An 18,379-nucleotide genomic window follows, 5' to 3' on the forward strand; every position below is an offset into this window, starting at 1 on the left:
TTTGAGGGGCCAATTGGTCGAGCAGCTTGCACACATCGGCGGTCACTTGCTCCAGTGGCGCACTGGATTCGGTCGACAAGGCGGCTGACATTCATATAAGCCGTGAACCTCAATCGGTGTTTACGGACACCATGAGGATTCGGGGTGCCTGGTGTCGCCGCAGATACCGACGATGTCAGGTGAGACTTCGCCCTGGACGACCTGCAGAATAGCCACCGGCTTGTTCAACGGGACCTGTTGGGTGACGTCGCCCCCGTAATCGATTGTGCCGCTGACACCGTCGATCTGGCGGTGTACACCCGTCGTAGGATTATGGATGCTGGTGATTTCGCGCCACACAGTCCCCGGCGTGACCGGATGCTCGATGGCACCGGTACGCAGGTAGCTGGTAGCGGTGATCAAGACCTGTGCGGCGTCATAAGCCATTGCCGCACGACCATCCGGTGACCGGCCGTGCTCTGGGTCGGTCTCAAAGGGAAACAGGCTGTCGAGTCGCTCGTAGAAACTTCGCTCTGGGCCGGAGCGCTCTTTGATGGGGGGAACAACCGCGAAGGAGACGTAGTAGAAATCAATGGATCGATTGGCTTGGCGTTTAGGGGCAGCGGCAGCATAGCGACTGACGTCGTCGTCTCCGATGAACACTGCCTTGCTGGAACATTGGGCCGCGCTGGCGAGAAAATCGCCGAAGTCGGGCACCCCCCGGCCCGCGAAGAAAACGAATCCGTTGTATCCGCAGGCCTCCAGCCCAGCGGCGTTGGCCTTGCCCGCCGGAAACGAGTGCACAGTCGCCGCGAATCCCCGGCCCGTAAAAGCTTTCTTGACATCGCCGCTCAGCCCCGAACTGTAGGTATCCGACGGATCGTCGGAGTGGAAGATGCGAACCGTCCGTGGGACGTTCGTATTCGTGGCGTGGTTGTCGGCGAATGCCGCCGTGACCACTGCTTCGGTCTTGTTCGTGGGAGCAATCTGGAAGTACATCGGATGGCCTTCGGCAAGACTCGGATCCGACAGGGTGGACGAGACCATGGGCAGGCCGGCCCGGCTGAGCTCTTGCACCGCATCCGCGGTCTGTCGGCTACTCATTTCGAGCCCGACGACGCCGATCAGAGAGTCGTCGCGTCGTGCTAGATCGCCGAGTTGGCGGGCGACCGTGGCCGCTTTGCGCATTTCCTTGCCGCCGTTGGCGATCAGCACCCGCACGATCGGATCGGCGTCGCCGGATTTTTCGAGCTGCTGTAGTTGGGCAACCGCCACCCCCTCCAGTGATTCCCGCGCTGCGGTAAGGCCGTCGGCGGTACCATCCGCGGAGGTGAGCGCCTGCAGGACTGGAATCGTGATGTACGGCCGCTGCGGAAAGTTCTTGTGCTGCTGCTCGGCTCGCGCGTTTTGAACAGCAATGACCTGCTCCACCTGCCGAGTGGTCGAATCCGGCGGATCGAACAAGCTGAATCCGCCATCGCTCACACCGATGCACTCCAACCCGCTGGTGTGCACCTGGTCGTTCCAGCTTCCGCAATGGCCGGACCGCCAATCGAACACATGCCCCGCGGCGGCGACCACCAGAATCAGGACACCGACGATCCGTACCCACCGGTTGGATACCCACGGCGGGTGAACATCCGCCGGATCCGGTGCGAACTCGAACCTGATGCCCGGGTCATTCCGTGGCGGCGGAATGTGGATAGGCAGATACCATGCGATATCTCGACGTTCCCGCCGATATTTCAGCAAATGGTCTTGCCATTCCAGATAAGCCTGAGCGGCCTCCGCTGCAGGGCCGATATGGGGTTGAACGGCGGCAGTCCGACGCGGATCGAGTGGCATGGCTCTGCTGGAAGCGATGATCAGCAGCGGATCGAAGAGCCCCGTCTGGTTACGGACTTCGTTGATCAGATACAGCAGCCGGTCGCCACCAGCTCGCATCGCCTCGGTATCGAGCAAGAGCACGGAGTAGGTCATCCGGCGCGAGTTCACCACATCCCACGGAGCCAACCGATAGCCGCGTCGCAGATCTTCCAGGAAGGAGTTGACCAGCAGTCGCGCGACATACTCCGGGGCTTCACCCTGCCAGCCGATCAGCCGTTCGGCGAACCGAACGAAAGTGCCGGACATCTCGGGCGCGAGATGCGGTTGGCGCATGAACCATCGGTATCGGCCGGACAACAGCGGAACCCGGCCGGTCAACACCATCCGGAACAGGCCAGCTGCCGCGACGAACACCGACCACAGCGGAATCCTCCACCAGAGCCTGTCTCCCGCGACCTCCCGGTCGATCGTTTCCGCAACCATCCTGAGTCGCCGCATCAACCCTTGCTCACTGAGCAGCTGCCGAACGGTACTGTCCGGATCGCTGTCGTCTGGGTCGAGGGTGCTGTCCATCAACGTGTAGACCAGCGAGAACAGCGGGAATCGCAGCCGACGGCCACGCGCGTTGCTCGAGCTGATCAGCGAATTGCGCGCGTTGCCGAGCAGATCGCGGATCATCACGACATCCGCCTTCGACAAGCTACCGGCCTGCCACGGGCGTCCCTGGAAACCAGCGGATCCTGCCTGTCCGGGCTGATCGCCGTTGTCGCCGGCCCGGACGTAGGCATGCGGGACACCTGCACGCTTGGCGTTGTTGAGCAACCGGTTGACCGCAGCGGCCACGATGTCCGGGCCCGCGGGCTGGACCAGGCACAACATCGGCAAACCCTGACGCTTCGATCGCTCATCCCGTGGGACCCGTCCGGTCCAGTAGGTGCTCGTATTCGTGGCGGTGAGTTTTCGTGGCCAATCACCGAAGCGCGGACGCTGATACAACGCACCGATCAGGCGGTACACATCGGCCGCCCCGGTGAACCCAGGAGGTCCTTCCGAGGTATGCAGAGCAGGCTGCAACGGGTTTCCCCCCGGCATGACAGATTCTGTGTCCATTACCCCCACCTGGTCAGCACGATCAATCGGCACTGTCTCGCCCCTGCTTGTTGAGTCGATCCTATTGCGTGGCTGGCGGATTCGGATTCGGCATCGATCCGCAGAAATGACGACGGCTAGAGCACGCCTATGTGGCTGGTGTTTTCCTGCCCGCCCCGTTGTATGACGCGGTGGCCACGATGGACACCATCACCCGCGTCGGGCCCGCGATCCGTGGCCTGCTCGCCGTGGTCGGCGCCGAGCGCGGCGGCGCGACAAAGGAGGTGCGAAGGTCGATGCGAGCGAAATTCAGGGTCGCGGACCTTGAGATCGGCTTGCACAGTGGCGGGGAACGCCTCGTTATGCTCCGCCTGCGTTTCGATGAACTTCTCGGCGCGCGCGAGTGCGACCGTTCTGCGGGACTCCCACCCGGCAGATGCCGAATTCTGCACCGCGCGATCTCCGAGGCCGTCGGCTGCCCGCGTAGTTGCCATGTCAGTCGTCTCCGAACCGCTTACCGACCATCGAAATCTGCTGGTCAAGTACGCGCATGCCGGAATCGACGGTGATGATCTGTTCCGTGACCGGCCCGAACTGAGCATCGGCTGTCATGGCGATGACTTCGCCGATGTCTTCGGGCTCCAGCGGTCGGCCGAGCAACGACCGCTCCGCCAGATAGTCGATGATCTCGGCGGTGTTGACCAAGGCGCTCGCATCAGTGCGGACCGAACCGGGCGCGACCGTGTTCACCGGGATCCCGAATCGGGCCGCATACCCTGCTGCGTGGCGGCCGAACGTATTGAGCGCGGACTTCGCCGCGGAGTGTGCGACGCTTCCAGCGGAGAAGTCGGCGTCGATGCTCGAGACGTACACGATCCGGCCGATCGCTGCTCGCGCATGATCGCCAGAACCTCCTTGGTCAGGAAGAAGGCGCCGGCCAGCTTGCTGGCGAACGCATCCCACGTCAGGGTGTCCAATTGCTCGAACGGCGGATGCACGGTGTTGGCGTTGCACACCAACACATCCACTCGGCCGTGGTCACGATGGACCTGCTCGACCAGCACAGCGACCCGGTCACCATCGCAGACGCTGGCCTGGGCGACTTCCGCGCTGCCACCAGCCGCCTCGATCTGACGCACGACCTCCTTGGCCGCGGCATCGTTGCGCAGGTAGTTGACGATCAGGTGGTATCCGCGCCCTGCGAGCGCGCGGGCGGCGCCGGCGCCGATTCCACGACTTGCGCCGCTGACGATTGCCACCATTCGTGGTTCGTTCATCTGAAGTTCCTCACGTGCTCGGGTACTTCCGGGAGGTGACAGTCATGTGGGAGTCACAGGGTGTCGCCCGGACGGACATCCAGGTCGGTCCCATACACGACCGGCCTCGCGTGGATGTGCAGGTCCGGGTCCTCGAGGACTCGCTTGACCGAAGCGCGCCACTCCAGATTCGCCCGGGCCGTGTCGAGCGCGTTCCCCGACTTCCATTCGGCGACGTTGATGAAACGAAGCTCGACATCGTCGTCCAAGGAGCGAAACATCCGTGCCCTGATGAAGCCCGCCTGCTGCGCCATGATCCTGGCGTTGTCGTTCCACCGCTCCAGGAACGGGCCGGACTCGTCGACCGGAACCTTGAAGATGTTGATCAACGTGGCGGGATGGTCGACGGTGGTGTCGTCGAGGTTGATGCCTTCGAGTTTCAGTTCCGATGCCACTGTCTGCCCTTCTTTCATTCGTATTGATATCGGTTAAGCGGAGATTCGGCGTTTGCTCGCACCATCCCTCGGAATGTGGTTGCCAGCCGTCCGACAACACCCTTCTGACAGTGTGATTTTCGCTTTGATGCCCGCCGCATCCTGTCTCGGTTCTGGCGGTCACCTGCATTCGAAGGGCCGAGCAGATGACGGTGCGCCGGTCGGTACTCAGCAGGGTCTCGGGAGGGCTGCGTAGGATATTCCGGCTGGAACGAGGACCACCGCAGCCGATCCCATGCCTCTCAGCAGAAGTACGGGGAATTCGTCTCCTTCGATCGACAAGACCTTGACGTTGCCAGGACGGGAGATCTCGGTTTTCGAGGAACCGAACGCACACCATGCAACGACAACCATTGTCGACGGGGAGTCGAACAGTAGAATAGAATGAATTTTACGTGTCCTCACATCGGCCTCAACATCGCGGCTGGCTGCGGTGCCGACCTCCCGCCGATAGCTGGTTCACGACGAAGTCGAGGCTGCGCAACTGAGGCCGGCGAGCAAGGCGACCGGCATCAAGCTTTGAGGCGTAGCCAGGTGGCGCGGCCAGGTACGGCTCGTGCGGCCCGCGATCTCATACAAACGGACATGAACGTGGGCTTGCCGGTTGCGCAACCATCCCCGCAACACGCAGCGCCCCCGATCCGGTGCCACTCGCTCACATGAACAGTGCGATACAAAACAATACTGACGGGTTCGTATTTAGTTTCGGTTAATACCGGATCCCACGACTGAACTACACGAAATGACCACACAGCCGATGACGCATCGAGCGCGGCCTTGGCGAATGTGGCATGTGCGCAATGCTGTTCGGGCTTGCAGTCCAGTTCGAGGGCCGCTACCGTGGACGCGGCAGGAGAGAATCCATTCGGTCGCACATCGGTAGTCGACGTCTTACAATACCCATTCCGAGGTCCCGGCTTTATACGGCGGCAATGCAACCGCATCGAGCGCAGTCGAGGTCGGCTGGCTGGCGCCGCTTATTAACAACGGGCCGAAGTTTGTTGTGGATTGAGTCGATGACTTACCGCGCGTGCTGATTACAAGCCGAGCACCAGGGGGGCGGACGCGTGTGACTACTCGATCTCAGACGGTTAACCCGTCAGACGACACTCAGTCGCTGCGGGTGAACGGCGCACCGCACCCGCAGCTGCGGTCGATGCTGGTGCGCGACTACGCAGGCTACCCGACAACAACAACGCCGCACGGGAACTTCACGCTGCCAGCGAGTATGGCTACGCAGATGGTCATCAAACTGGTTGACTCGTCCCGTCGACCGCCCCAATTTCTCATCGGCTCGCGCAATTCGCATGTCGCGATCGAGGGCGCCTGTACCCCGTCCTACATCGAGCTGTCGTTGGACCCCCTCGGAGCCTACAGCTTGCTGGATACTCCCGGCATCGAGATGAGTGGAAGATTGGTCGAGCTCGCCGACGTCCTCGGGCGCCGCAGCCGCGAATTCGCCGACCGGATCCGCGATGAGCCCACATGGCGTAGCAGATTCGAGCTTCTCGATGGGTTCCTACTCGACCGCGCGGCCATCGGCCGCCAGGTGTCGCCTGAGGTCCGGCGAGCATGGGCCCTGCTAACCGCCACCGGCGGTGCAATTCCGATCCGCCGGATCGTGGAGGACGTGGGCTGGAGCCACAAACACCTGATCGCCAAGTTCACCCAGCAGGTCGGGGTTCCACCCAAAGCCGCAGCGCGGCTGGTGCGGTTCGAACGGGCTCGGCGACATCTCCTCCAGCATCCGGAATCACGATTGCACGAGGTCGCCGCCACCTACGGCTACGCCGACCAGTCCCACTTCAATCGAGACTTCCGCGGGTTCACCGGCGTCACACCAACGGAGTACCTCGGCATGACCGGCTCGCCGCCGGAATCACCGCCGCCGTCGCTTCATCGGAAACAGCAAGCCGCCCACCGCGTATTTCCAAGCCAGTGTCTTGGCCGACTCTGCCACCGCACGCGCGTCATACCATGCCTCATCCGGCCGCTGACGCCATAGCGAGCATTTCAATGCTGATTGCCCCGATGAACGCAACTACGCCGATGAGTCCCAAGACGTCGACGCTCCCCTTGCCAACTCGCAGCGTAACGATCCCGGTCACGGCTGCGATCGCGAGTAGCATGAGGCGCCAACGGATCCCGCCCACGTAGCGGAATTTGTCATCCAGGTGAGACCGGTCAGGCTACGAATTCTGTGTTGATGTTCTCCTTCGGGGGCTGGTTGATCCAGGGCGGCTTTCGGCAGCCGGGCGGTGCCGGGGGACGACCGAAGCGGGCGGGGTTCGCGGCGTAGGCCGCGGCGAGCACCTTGCCGCGTTCGGCGCGGATCGCGGTGGCGGTACCGTCGTGAACTGTTGCGGGAGCGTGTAATCCGATCCCCGAATGTCGGTGGACGGCGTTGTAGTAGGTGAAGAACGCGCGGCAAAACCGCTCGGCCTCTCGAATAGAGGCGAACCGGTCCGGGAACGCCGGACAGTACTTCAGCGTCTTGAACTGCGCCTCGGAGTACGGTTGTCGTTGGACACCCGAGGCCGCGAGTGCGAGCGGGTGATATGGAGGTCGATCAACAACTCGGCGACCGGTTTACTGGTCATCGACCCGCCGTTGTCGGCATGGATGTAGTCGGGCACGATCCCGTTGTTGGCCGCGATCGCGTCTATCTGGAATTGCCTGGGATCCACCAGGATTCACTCGGGCACGAGCTTCCAATGGATCACCTTGCGGGAGAAGATGTCCAACATCTCCAGAAGGTCGTAGTAGACGCCCTTGAACGGGCCGTGCAGCCGGATGCGTGGCCTGCCGACGGCGTTCGCGCACCTCGCCGGCCGCGCGCAACAGGCGGTACATCGTCGAGATCGAGCACAGATACCGTCCCCCATCCAACAGCGTCGCCCACGCCCACGCCCACGCCGGCGACTTGTCGACGAAACGATCCGACCGCAACTCGGCCAGTACCGTGGCCTGCTCGGCCGCCGACAACGCGGCCGGATGCACCACCGGCCGCCGCGGCCCCTGTTTCGGCGGCCTCGGATTTCGCTGCCGATGCAGCGTCGCCCGCGACTTGCCGGTCACCGCGCAGGCGGCTCTCACCCCGACCACCGGCTCCAGCTCGGCGGTCGCCGCATCGATCACTTCGCAAGGATCGGTTCGCGCCGTTGCTGCTCGCCGATCAAGGCCGACCCCGCAGCAGTGCACAACGCGCGTATGCACGCCGGCCACCTCGGCGCGACCCACGACGCCGGCGACGACAAGCTGACAGCGAAGGCCTTACCTGTCTCACAAGCCCTTGGATACAAGACATATGAGACAGGCTCCTTTCTACGTCGGCGCACACGCGTCGACTACGAAGGCACATCGTGACCGCGCCCCGCAGATCCGTAGCGCGGTGAAATATCGACTGCCTGATGATGACCGGTCGATCCCTCGTGTACGACGGTGGTGGCCTCCTACGCTGACAGCCCGTGGCTACGCGACCGAAGAGACGAATGCTTTTGAGGAAAACCCCTGGGTAGCACGCGACACGCTGGATTCTTCGTGCCCTAGTGTGTCGCGCCTGAAATGCGTCCCCTAAGTTGTTAGGCTGTTTTTGTGTCGCATCGTGGGCCTTCTGCTGTTGAGATCGTTGTGTCCGACGCTGAGCGTGTGGAGCTTGCGCGCATGGCGGAGTCGCCGGATCGGCGTGAGGCGCAACGAGCTCGGATCGTGCTGGCCTGCGCTGAGGGTATGTCGAATGCGGGTGCCGCGCGGCTTGTCGGTGTCTCGGTGGGGTCGGCGGCGAGATGGCGCGGGCAGTTCGCCGCCGAGGGTCTGGAAGGGCTGGGTGATCGTGATCGTGGTGGGCGGCCGGTGGCCGAGATCGTGTTGACCGGCGATGAGCGTGAGACGTTGCAGCGGTGGGCGCGTCGAGCGAAGTCGTCGCAGGCGCTCGCGGAGCGTTGCCGGATCGTATTGGGTTGTGCGGCAGGTAAATCCAATCAGGATGTGGCAGCCGAGTTGGGTATCACGGCCCAGACTGTGGGTAAGTGGCGGAGGCGTTTCGCGCAGAGACGTCTCGAGGGGTTGTCCGACGAGACGCGTCCGGGACGGCCCCCGTCGATCCTGCTGGACAAGGTCGAAGAAGTGGTCACGATGACCCTGGAGCAGAAGCCGGCAGACGCGACGCATTGGTCGCGGACCTCGATGGCCAAACGAAGCGGCTTGTCGCCGTCGACGATTGGGCGGATCTGGAGCAAGTTCGATCTGAAACCGCATGTGGCCGACGGCTTCAAACTCTCGACCGATCCGTTGTTCGTGGACAAGGTCGTCGATGTGGTCGGGCTGTATCACAATCCGCCGGAGAAGGCGGTCGTGTTGTGTGTGGACGAGAAGTCCGGGATCCAGGCACTGGACCGCTCGCAACCGGTGCTGCCGATGATGCCCGGCATGCCCGAGCGATACTCCCACGACTACGTCCGCCACGGCGTGACCAGCCTGTTCGCGGCGTTCGACATCGCCGACGGAGCCGTGATCTCCAAGCTGTACTCCCGCCGCCGCGCGGCCGAGTTCAAGAAATTCCTCATCGCGATCGACAAGGCCGTGCCCGCGGAACTGGACGTACACCTGGTCTGCGACAACTTGTCTACCCACAAGACACCGACGATCAACGCCTGGCTGGCCAAACATCCACGCTTCCATATGCATTTCACCCCGACCGGCTCCTCATGGCTCAACCAGGTCGAGCGCTGGTTCGGGTTCCTTACCGACCAACTTCTGCGCCGCGGAGTCCACAAAAGCGTTGCGGCACTGGACAAAGACATCACAGCCTGGATCGAGCAATGGAATGCCGACCCGAAACCATTCGTCTGGCGCAAAACCGCGGAAGAGATCCTCGAATCACTCGCTAAATATCTTCAACGAATTTCAGGCGCAGGACACTAGCTTGAGTTTTAACCTCTGAGCTGGTGTTTTTATCCTTTGCGGCGGGGTCGTGGCCCGGCGGGTTTGGATGGTTTCTGGTTACCGGTGGTCTTGATGTGCACGTCGTAGCGGGGTGTCGGACGCTGGTTGCGGTGGCCGGCTGGTCGCCCGGGTACGGGACGGGAGGGTTTCGGTGCACTGGCGGGACAGGCTGCTTTCCGGCGGAGGTGCCGAAAGCATCGACGGACACGTGCTGGTGTAAGTCGTTGTGGGGCTGCGGGTTTCTCCCAGGGCCGCCGGATATCGGCGGTGAGTTCCCGTGCAAGGCGCAGCTGGGTGTAGGCGGCCAGAAGCAGCCAGGTCCATCTGTCCGCGGCGGCGGGGTCGCGGAGTTTGGGGACGTTCCAGCCGAGGGTTTGTTTGAGCATGCGGAAGGTGTGCTCGATATCGAACCGCCGCAGAAATGCCTGCCACAGCACATCGACCTCGGCGGCATCCAGATCGATGACCGAATGCCACAACCACACCGGCTTGGGGGTGGCGCCGCTGGGGAGCCCGTCGACGGCGAGGCGGATCACAGTGCCTTCGAGCACCGGCAGCTTCCCGGCCTGGACAGTCCAGGATGATCGGTGAGTAAGCCTGGGGTGCAAGCGATTCCATGACCGTGCTGTGGCTGGTCCGTAGAGGCGGGTGTCGGTCGTGACGGCGGTATCGGGCTCACCCCAGGTCGCGGGATCGCCGAAGACGAACTCGCCGCCATGTCTGGGTGGGCGGCCGGTCGTCCCGGGCTGCCATGCGGGTACGCGGCGGCGCAGGACCCGGTCCGACCGCATCCGGCCCAGCACGGCCACGGGCAGATCTGCCAGCAGGAACGCCAGCCGGGGTGCGTCGTAGCCGGCGTCGGCGACGATCCAGATCTCCGGATCACCCGGTTGCCAGTGCCCGGCCTCGATCAGATTGCCGATCACGGTGCGCAACTGGTCCGCGGTGACCGTGGCGGCGTCGTCACCGGGTGCCAGCCGCACCGCATCCAGTGGCGCGGTCCAGGAACTACGCCCCGATTCCAGGGCACAGACCACCGAGTACGGCCAGCCGAGAACCATCTGATGGGTGTTCTTGGCGCGCCCGTAGGTGTGACACAGGATTCGCTGCGGGCAGGTATGCGCTTCCGGCCGCAGCCAGGAGGTGATGTCCACCGCCAGCACCAGTCGGCCGTCCGCGGCAGCGGCACCGAGACCAGTGCCCGCCGCAACCGTGCGATGTCGATCCGACCCCGCTCCAGCGCCGCATGCACACTGCCGTATCCCCGGCGATGCTCGCCGACCAGCGATAGCTCCGGCAGCGACCGCACCGGCCCCTCCGCACACAACACCGCATCCACCAGATCGAACACTGCGTCCGCCCGCCGGGGCAGGCACCGATACAACTCCTGCCGGAACGCCGACAGCTCCCCGACCGCACCGGCGCATCCGGTGTCGTGCGCACTGTTCACCGAAGCCCTTGGTTATCGAAAGTCTTCTGTCGCAAGAAGACATGATCAACCAGGGCTTCACCCATGATCACCCGGGTGCTAAAAACCCAGCTCAGAGGTTAAGATTCAAGCTAGGGCGGTGAAGGGCCCGGTCGGGTCGTCGACCTGTCCATGCGGCGTCCACCGCTTGTGCGACGTCGGTGCGGACGGTCCATTTCCGTTGACCGCCGATGCCGGTGCTTTCGTCGACGAGTGCTCCTGGCCGCACGTCGTCGTGGGGTAGGTAGTAAGTGGGCAGCGCGTCGCGACCATATTGGACCGGCAACTGCGCTCGGCTGCTGTCGGCCACCAAGACACCGCCGAGCCGGACGCGGATCCTGCGCGGTGTCGGCCCGACGAAGGCTCCAGCAACGGGCATAGCACCGCCGCTAGTCTTCCCTTCCTCAAAGACTGGAAACTGGTTGTCTTTCCTGCGCTTGCGATGAGGACGGTTCCGCGCCTCGGCGCCGGTCATTGCTGGTATAGGCCGGTGGCTATGGTCGTCCAGGAGCGTTGCAGTTCGTCGGCCCAGTATGGCCATGAGTGGGTTCCGGTGGGCCGGAAGTTGACGGTGGCCGGGATGTGCAGTTCGGTGAGCCGCTCGGCGAAGCGGTGCGTGCAGGAGTTGGCGGCGGCTTCGAGCGGCCCGCCCTCGACGACGATGGGGACAAGATCGGGGTTGCCGGGTACATCATGTTCGCCGGGTATGCCGCTGCCTACGGACAGGTAGATCGCGGTCCCGCGTAACGCTTCGGCGTGCACGGTGGGGTCGTGCTCGCGCCACTCGTGCGGTGGACCGAACATGTTGTCGGCGTCGCCGCCGCCGTGAAGCACCACCGTTCGAACCCCGAGTTGCTCGAGATCGCTGCTGGGACCGTAGCAGCCACTGTGGGCCGCCACAGCCGTGTACAAACCGGGGTTCCTGCTGGCCAGCATCGCTGCGGCTTCGGCGCCCATCGACACGCCCTCAACGGCGTTGCGGCCGTCGCCGTCGAATGAGTCATCGATCAGTGGGGGCAGTTCGCGGGTGAGGAAGGTTTCCCATCGGTTGGTGCCTAATACGGGGTCGGTTCGCTGCCAGTCGGCGTAGTAGCTCGCGGGACCGCCGGTGGGGAGCACGACCGTGACGTTCTTGTCGGCGAAGAATTCCCTTGCGCCGCCGCGGACGAGCCAGTCGCTGGCACCGTCCCGTGCGCCGAAGCCGTCGAGCAGGTAGACAGTCGGTCGCGGCCGGCTGCGGTCCTCAGGTAGCAGCACCTGGACCTGCGTCACACGGCCCATCGCGGGCGATCCCACGAACACACGCAACCAACGCTCGGTGATCGGCTCGACACGATCGATCACTGCCGTATGCGCCGCCGACGGTACCGCGGTGCCGACAGGCTGGTACTGCGATGCGAACGGTGGTGCCGCATCGGCTGCGGCACGTAGCGCGAGCACCGCATGCAGCAATAGGACGACAGCGAGGCCGGCTGCGCGATCCCTACTGCGGGGCCACGACCGCACCGGGGAAGGAAGTCCAGTCACACGCGGTTCTCCTGGTCTGGAGTCGATACGGCCTCGATTCTCGCCTGTCCCCAGTTCTGGGGGCTCGAGTGGAACTCGGGCGGTACGCTGCTCGTCATTCTGGTTCCCCGATCTAGGGCAAGGAACGATGCCGAAACCTGAAAATCAAGTCGAGGATCGTGATGCTTCCACCGATGCGGATGTATGGGATGCGGTCGATGCCATCCGGTCGGTATTCGGTGCCGATCTTCGCCGTGACTTGCTACTGATGCGGGTATTTCAGGGAAGAATTTCTGGTCCGCTGCTGCGGCGCGTCGCTGACCCCCACAGGATCCTGACCTCTGGGATGTCGTTCTGCTCCGCGCAGGTCATTCTCACGGCCATCGAGTTCGATCTGTTCACCCACCTCGCTCCAGGCGCTGTGACCGAAGACGCGCTGGCCGCGGAACTCGGCTGGCATCCGCGGTCCAGCAGGCCGTTCCTGACCGCGCTCGTCGAGATGGGCCTGCTGCGGCGCGATCGGGCCGGGCGGTACTCGAATTCCCGGGAGGCCGCACTGTTCCTGGACAGATCCAAACCTGGTTACATCGGCGGAATTCTCGAGCTGTCGAGCAAGCGGCTCTATACCCTGTGGTCCGGACTGCCCGCCCTTCTTCGAACCGGTCTTCCGGAAGCCGAAGAAGAGCGCGGCGAGAACGAATTCTTCGCCACCCTCTACCGCGACCCGAGCGCACTGGAGAAATTCCTGTCCGGAATGACTGGAATCGCGACCGGAGAGGCGGTGATGATCGCCGCCCGGTTCCCATGGAAAAAATTCCGGACATTCGTCGACATCGGCGCCGCCCAAGGAGCCCTGCCGGTACGTGTCGCGCTCACCCATCCCCATCTGACCGGAGCCAGCTATGACCTGGCACCTGTTGAGCCGATCTTCGAGCAGTACGTCGCATCGTTCGGGCTTGCCGAGCGGATTCGTTTCATTCCCGGAGACATGCACAACGGTCCGCTGCCCAGCGCCGATGTCATCAGCTTCGGGCACGTCCTACACGGATACGGCGAGGCCACGCGACGCGCACTGATCGCCCAGTCATACAAAGCGCTCCCGCCGGGCGGGGCGCTACTGATCTACGACGCCATGATCGATCCGCGCGGCAGACGTAACCTGCTGCGATTCCTCTCCAGTCTGAACATCATGCTGGAGACACGAGAAGGCTTCGAAGCCACCACGACCCAATGCGCGGACTGGCTTCGTGACGCGGGGTTCATCGGGATCAAGAAACGCGGCCTGATAGGACCCACATCGATGGTGTTCGGCAGGAAACCGGGAGACCTGGTCCGATCCGCTTGATAATTTTTCAAAATTCTGCTTGTCGTAGTCGCTGGACCCCCTCGTCGAGGCTGCGGCTTTGACCCGGGCCTGGAATAGCTCCTTGAGGTCGGTGTGCTGGTGGGTGAGGTGCCAGCGGCCGAGTCCGGCTTCGACGGCGAGCTGGGAGACGTTGAGCCGGCCGGTGGATCGCAGGGGTTGCCGTCGAGGAGGCGGTCCATGGCGGCGAGGATCTTCTTGCGGATCGGGTCGGTTTCCGGCGCGGCGGTAGGGTTCATCGATGATTCTCCAGGATCGTGTTGAGCCGATCGAGTTCGTGTTTCTCACGCTGGTGCCGGATCGGTGGTGCGATTTGGTCGGCGACGATATCGGCGAGATTGTCGACAAGCGCTGAGTCCGGGCAGAGCGTTACGGCACGTTGAGTCCAGTGGCGCGAAAGCCGCGCTAAGCGGAGACGGTGAGATCGGATCGACCGATTCGGGTGATTGCTGAGCATTGTTGCGGCGCTGGTGGTTTCATGAGCGGCTGTGCGGGAAGAGGGTGCAGCGCCGGGGTATGGCCAGTTCGGAGGGCTGACGCGAGTCGACCTGGAACGGTTCTTCCATCTCGACGACAACGACCACGAACTGATCGCTGCGCGGCGTCGCGATAGCAATCGATTGGGTTTCGCGGTCCAGCTGGTCACGGTCCGGTACCTGAGCATGTTCCTGGCCAATCCGCTGGAGGTGCCGGTCGAGGTGGTCGACCACTTGGCCGAGCAGCTGGGCATCGACGACCCGTCGTGCGTGAAGGCGTATACCGACCGCAAGCAGACCCGGTACGACCATCAGGCCGAGATCATCCGCAAACACGGGCTGATCGAGTTCGCCGACATCGAGGGCGAGCTGGCGACGTGGATCGCCGATCAGGCGTGGACGACCGGCGACGGGCCCAAAGCTCTCACCGCCGGGGCGGTGCGGTGGCTGAGGGAGAAAGGCGCGCTGCTGCCTGGCATCACCACGCTGGAGCGACAGGTCACGGAGGGCAAGCAGTTGGCCGATCAGCGGCTGTGGACGCATCTGGCCGGCCAGCTGACGGCCGGGCAGTCCGGGACGCGCTCGGGTTGCTGGACACCCGGGAGGAGAACCGCCGCAAGTATGTTGAGCTGGAGCGGCTGCGTAAAGGCGCGTTCACGCCGACATCGACGGGAATGCGAAACGCGCTGGCGCGGGTGCGGGATCCGAACGCGGTGATCCCGGCGTCGGTGGATATCTCGAAGGTGCCTGCGCGACGGCTGATCGCGCTGGCCTCGCACGGGCTGACCGGCAAGACCGCGCATCTTCGGCGGATGTGAACTCAGCGCGACCGGCTGCTGGCGCTGCTATGCGCGACGGTGTTCACGTTGCGCGCCAAGGCGGTCGACGACGTGCTCGAGTTGTTCGACCTGCTGATGGTGACCAATCTGATGGCCAGGGCAGAGCGGCAGTCCAAGGAGGAGAAGCTGCGCCGGTACCCGCGGATGAGCAAGAACGCCGGCAAGCTGGCGCGGGCAGTGCGGGTACTGCTGGAGATGACCGAGACCGAGCCGGAGCTGTCGCTGCAGCTGGTGGGGGATCTGATCGAGAACACCGTAACCCGGGCCGAGCTGCAGGCAGCGGTCGCGACGATCGACGAGCTGGTGCCGCAGGCGGATCCGGAGTTTGATTCCCAACGGCTCGAGGAGATGGCCGGCCGGTTCGCCACGGTGCGGGTGTTCTTACCGGCGATGATGCGGCACATCGACTTCGGCGCGGTCGGTGACGGCTTGCCGGTGCTGAAGGCGATGCGGGAGTTGGCGGATCTCAGGGCCCGCGAGATTCGCCGCAACGCGGACTGCCAGCTCGCTGGCTCGACGTCGCGCAGTTGAGTGAGTCACCTGACTAACTCTAGACAAGTCGGCGTACTCCGGCTAACGTCTTCAAGCAAGTAAGTCAGTCAACTAACTAGTATCAAGGAGTGGCAGTGATCGTGGTAACGGGCGCGACCGGAAATGTCGGCGGCGAGCTGGTCGGGATCCTCACGGCTGCAGGCGAGGAGGTAGTCGCGGTGTCCCGCCGACCCGGGCCACTGCCAGACGGCGTGGCGCACCGGGCGGCCGATCTCGGTGACCCGGACGGCCTGCGGGACGCGTTCGACGGAGCCGACGCGTTGTTCCTGCTCGTCGCCGGCGACGAGCCGGATGCGATCCTTGGCATCGCCAAGGAGAAGGGAGTCCGGCGGGTCGTGCTGATGTCGTCCCAGGGTGTCGGCACACGACCGGCGGCATTCGGGCACGCAGCGATGTTCGAGATCGCGGTGCGCGGCAGCGGGTTGGACTGGACGATCCTGCGTTCCGGCGGCCTCGACTCCAACGCGTTCGCGTGGGTCGAGTCCATCCGCGCCACCCGCACTGCCGCAGCACCGTTCGGTAGCGTCGGGCTGCCGACCGTAGACCCGGCCGACGTTGCGGCGGTCGCCGCAGTGACGCTGGGCGAGGACGGGCACGGCGGCCGGACATACGAGCTGACCGGCCCGGAGCTGGTAACCCCGCGTGATCGGGCCGCCGCCATCGGCGCCGCACTCGGCGCCCCGGTGCACTACATCGAACAGACCCGCGACGAGGCGCGTGCCCAGATGCTCACGTTCATGCCCGAACCGGTCGTCAACGGTACCCTCGCCATCCTCGGCGACCCGCTGCCCGCCGAGCAGCGCATCAGCCCCGACGTGGCGCACGTCCTCGGTCGTGCCCCGCGCACCTTCGCCGACTGGGCTACCCGCACTGCCGACGCTTTCCGGTGAAGCCCGAGATCAAGGCGTTCCTTGCCGAGCCGCGGATCGCGACCCTCACCACGATCCGCTCGGACGGTACACCGCATGTCGCACCGGTGCGGTTCACCTGGGACGCTGTGACGAGCACGGCCCGCGTCCTAACGGTAGCCACATCTCGTAAGGCACGGAACGTGGCCGGCGGCGGGCGCGTGGCCCTCTGCCAGCCGGACGGTTTCCGCTGGGTGACGCTCGAAGGTGCCGCCACCCTGTCCGACGCCGCCGACCGGGTGGCCCTCGCCGCCCGTCGGTACCACCGGCGCTACGGATGCACCCCACCCGACCCAACCGGCCGCGTCGTCATCGAGATCGCAGTCGATCGCATCCTTGCTCTCAACCTCTGAACAGGACATCTATGCCCGACACCCGTGTACTCGACTCGACCATCCACCACCGCGAAACCGGCACCGGCGTACCGATCGTCTTCCTGCACGGGAATCCGACCTCGTCGTACCTGTGGCGCAACGTCCTGCCCGCTGTCGGCCCCGGCCGGCTACTCGCCCCGGACCTGATCGGCATGGGGGACTCGGGCAAGCCACCGATCGACTACACTTTCGCCGATCACGCGCGATACCTGGATGCCTGGTTCGACGCGATGAGGTTGGACCGCGTGGTGCTGGTCGGCCACGATTGGGGCGGCGCGCTCGCATTCGACTGGGCGGCCCGTCATCCGGACCGGGTGCGCGGGGTCGCGTTCACCGAGACCATCGTCAAACCGATGAGCTGGGACGAGTTCCCCGAGGCCGGTCGAGACCTGTGGCGCGCCATCCGGACCGACGGCGTCGGCGAGTCCATGTTCCTGGACGACTCCTTCGTCCGCGACGGGCTACGTACGATCTCGGACCAACTCGGCCCTGCCGACCTAGAGGTCTACCAGCGGCCGTACCCGACACGGGAAAGCCGGCTCCCACTGCTGCGCTGGGCACGTTCGATGCCGCTGGAAGGGACACCGAACGACGTCGTCGCGCGCGCCGAAGCGTACGATGAATGGCTGGCGTCCAGCCCAGACGTACCGAAGCTCATGGTGACCTTCACGCCGGCGTACGGAACGATGACCGAACCCGCCGTCATCGACTGGTGCGCGAAAACCATCTCGGGCCTTCATATCCAGCGGTACGACGAGGTCGCCGGCCACCACACCCCCGAGGACCAGCCCGACCTGCTCGCCGCCGCCATCTCCGACTGGCTGGACCGCAACAACCTCCGCTGACCTGTCACGCGACCCCGGTGAACGCCCGGCAGCAGTCTCGTGCGAACCACCCCCGCGATCCGATTCCCCTCGGCCTCCGGTCCCATCTCCCTGGCAAGCGACAGGGTTGGCATTGCGAACTCGATGCCGCTCCGAATGGTCGCCGCGCACACTGGTCCTCATCGCCCCTGCGAGGGTTGGCAACAATTGCCCTACCCCGAATTGTCGCGGACCATCGGGGTCCTCATCGCCCCTGCGAGGGTTGGCAACATCATCGACAGCAGCATGTCCACAGCATTGTCCACCTCGTCCTCATCGGCCCTGCGAGGGTTGGCAACATGATGATCGCCAGGGGCGGCCGTGCCGGTCCGAAGTCCTCATCGCCCTGGGAGGGTTAGCAACATGCCTTCGACATGGCCGTCACGGGTGCGTGCCCGGTCCTCATCGCGCTGCGAGGGTTGACAACGCTCCGGTCGGGCA

General features: G+C 64.3%; 16 protein-coding genes and 3 pseudogenes. 8 read left to right on the forward strand and 11 right to left on the reverse strand.

Translation table 11 applies throughout. The features are described 5' to 3' along the window. Positions 1-120: 120 nt before the first annotated feature. From OHA40_RS30680 to OHA40_RS30700, 5 genes are all read right to left on the reverse strand, one after another. On the reverse strand, positions 121-2,484 hold the full coding sequence (locus tag OHA40_RS30680; RefSeq protein WP_330230305.1) for a hypothetical protein: 2,364 nt from the start codon (positions 2,482-2,484) through the stop codon (positions 121-123). Positions 2,485-3,032: 548 nt separating this feature from the next. Further along, entirely contained in the window at positions 3,033-3,347 is a 315-nt protein-coding gene (locus tag OHA40_RS30685) for a hypothetical protein (RefSeq protein WP_330230306.1), read from the reverse strand. Between the two features lie 43 nt (positions 3,348-3,390). Further along, entirely contained in the window at positions 3,391-3,753 is a 363-nt protein-coding gene (locus OHA40_RS30690) for an SDR family oxidoreductase (RefSeq protein WP_330234441.1), read from the reverse strand. Beyond that, entirely contained in the window at positions 3,642-4,172 is a 531-nt protein-coding gene (locus OHA40_RS30695; protein WP_330230307.1) for an SDR family NAD(P)-dependent oxidoreductase, read from the reverse strand. Before OHA40_RS30695 ends, OHA40_RS30690 begins: the two co-directional genes overlap by 112 nt. A 53-nt stretch (positions 4,173-4,225) precedes the next feature. Then, positions 4,226-4,606 carry an antibiotic biosynthesis monooxygenase family protein gene (locus OHA40_RS30700; protein ID WP_330230308.1) on the reverse strand — a complete coding sequence of 127 codons (381 nt, stop codon included), beginning with the start codon at positions 4,604-4,606 and terminating at the stop codon, positions 4,226-4,228. Between the two features lie 1,441 nt (positions 4,607-6,047). Between OHA40_RS30700 and OHA40_RS34800 the strand changes: the two are divergent. After that, positions 6,048-6,452, forward strand: a pseudogene (locus OHA40_RS34800) (helix-turn-helix domain-containing protein); the annotation flags it as partial. A gap of 72 nt (positions 6,453-6,524) precedes the next feature. On the opposite strand, the gene OHA40_RS34805 reads toward OHA40_RS34800, so the two are convergent. The 3 genes and pseudogenes from OHA40_RS34805 to OHA40_RS30710 all read right to left on the reverse strand — a co-directional run bounded on the left by OHA40_RS34805 (position 6,525) and on the right by OHA40_RS30710 (position 7,783). Next, positions 6,525-6,605, reverse strand: a complete 81-nt coding sequence (locus OHA40_RS34805; protein WP_442944085.1) for a hypothetical protein — start codon at positions 6,603-6,605, stop codon at positions 6,525-6,527. 22 nt (positions 6,606-6,627) lie between these two features. Beyond that, complete coding sequence (locus OHA40_RS34810) at positions 6,628-6,774, reverse strand: hypothetical protein (protein ID WP_442943848.1); 147 nt, start codon at positions 6,772-6,774, stop codon at positions 6,628-6,630. 55 nt (positions 6,775-6,829) lie between these two features. Beyond that, positions 6,830-7,783, reverse strand: a pseudogene (locus OHA40_RS30710) (transposase). A gap of 456 nt (positions 7,784-8,239) precedes the next feature. Between OHA40_RS30710 and OHA40_RS30715 the strand changes: the two are divergent. Further along, the gene (locus OHA40_RS30715) at positions 8,240-9,568 is read left to right on the forward strand and encodes an IS630 family transposase (RefSeq protein ID WP_330230310.1); all 1,329 of its coding nucleotides are present in this window, start codon (positions 8,240-8,242) and stop codon (positions 9,566-9,568) included. A gap of 29 nt (positions 9,569-9,597) precedes the next feature. On the opposite strand, the pseudogene OHA40_RS30720 reads toward OHA40_RS30715, so the two are convergent. The 3 genes and pseudogenes from OHA40_RS30720 to OHA40_RS30730 form a co-directional block, all read right to left on the reverse strand. Further along, positions 9,598-11,039: pseudogene (locus OHA40_RS30720) on the reverse strand (NF041680 family putative transposase). A 91-nt stretch (positions 11,040-11,130) separates the two neighbouring features. Further along, on the reverse strand, positions 11,131-11,598 hold the full coding sequence (locus OHA40_RS34815) for a DUF427 domain-containing protein (RefSeq protein ID WP_442943849.1): 468 nt from the start codon (positions 11,596-11,598) through the stop codon (positions 11,131-11,133). Next, entirely contained in the window at positions 11,529-12,401 is an 873-nt protein-coding gene (locus tag OHA40_RS30730) for an alpha/beta hydrolase (RefSeq protein WP_330230312.1), read from the reverse strand. Before OHA40_RS30730 ends, OHA40_RS34815 begins: the two co-directional genes overlap by 70 nt. A gap of 508 nt (positions 12,402-12,909) precedes the next feature. Between OHA40_RS30730 and OHA40_RS30735 the strand changes: the two genes are divergently transcribed. The 6 genes from OHA40_RS30735 to OHA40_RS30760 all read left to right on the forward strand — a co-directional run bounded on the left by OHA40_RS30735 (position 12,910) and on the right by OHA40_RS30760 (position 17,920). Continuing rightward, positions 12,910-13,908, forward strand: coding sequence for a methyltransferase (locus tag OHA40_RS30735; RefSeq protein ID WP_330230313.1), 999 nt, complete (start codon positions 12,910-12,912; stop codon positions 13,906-13,908). A gap of 506 nt (positions 13,909-14,414) precedes the next feature. Beyond that, positions 14,415-15,119: a DUF4158 domain-containing protein gene (locus OHA40_RS30740; protein WP_330230314.1), complete on the forward strand. Its 705-nt coding sequence runs from the start codon at positions 14,415-14,417 to the stop codon at positions 15,117-15,119. Positions 15,120-15,259: 140 nt separating this feature from the next. After that, on the forward strand, positions 15,260-15,772 hold the full coding sequence (locus OHA40_RS30745) for a hypothetical protein (protein ID WP_330230315.1): 513 nt from the start codon (positions 15,260-15,262) through the stop codon (positions 15,770-15,772). A 95-nt stretch (positions 15,773-15,867) separates the two neighbouring features. Then, complete coding sequence (locus OHA40_RS30750; protein ID WP_330230316.1) at positions 15,868-16,683, forward strand: SDR family oxidoreductase; 816 nt, start codon at positions 15,868-15,870, stop codon at positions 16,681-16,683. Beyond that, entirely contained in the window at positions 16,680-17,054 is a 375-nt protein-coding gene (locus tag OHA40_RS30755) for a pyridoxamine 5'-phosphate oxidase family protein (RefSeq protein WP_330230317.1), read from the forward strand. The genes OHA40_RS30750 and OHA40_RS30755 overlap by 4 nt, the downstream gene beginning before the upstream one ends. 11 nt (positions 17,055-17,065) lie before the next feature. Next, positions 17,066-17,920, forward strand: coding sequence for a haloalkane dehalogenase (locus tag OHA40_RS30760; protein WP_330230318.1), 855 nt, complete (start codon positions 17,066-17,068; stop codon positions 17,918-17,920). The last annotated feature ends 459 nt before the right edge of the window (positions 17,921-18,379 follow it).

The sequence above is a fragment of the Nocardia sp. NBC_00508 genome (assembly GCF_036346875.1).
Taxonomy (GTDB): Bacteria; Actinomycetota; Actinomycetes; order Mycobacteriales; family Mycobacteriaceae; genus Nocardia.

Excerpts from the sequence above, each read along its gene's own strand:
- OHA40_RS30680 (WP_330230305.1), bottom strand. The coding sequence starts at position 2,484 with ATGATCCGCGATCTGCTCGGCAACGCGCGCAATTCGCTGATCAGCTCG.
- OHA40_RS30695 (WP_330230307.1), bottom strand. The coding sequence starts at position 4,172 with ATGAACGAACCACGAATGGTGGCAATCGTCAGCGGCGCAAGTCGTGGA.
- OHA40_RS34810 (WP_442943848.1), bottom strand. The coding sequence starts at position 6,774 with ATGCTACTCGCGATCGCAGCCGTGACCGGGATCGTTACGCTGCGAGTT.
- OHA40_RS34815 (WP_442943849.1), bottom strand. The coding sequence starts at position 11,598 with ATGGCCATACTGGGCCGACGAACTGCAACGCTCCTGGACGACCATAGC.
- OHA40_RS30735 (WP_330230313.1), top strand. The coding sequence starts at position 12,910 with ATGTCGTTCTGCTCCGCGCAGGTCATTCTCACGGCCATCGAGTTCGAT.
- OHA40_RS30760 (WP_330230318.1), top strand. The coding sequence starts at position 17,066 with ATGCCCGACACCCGTGTACTCGACTCGACCATCCACCACCGCGAAACC.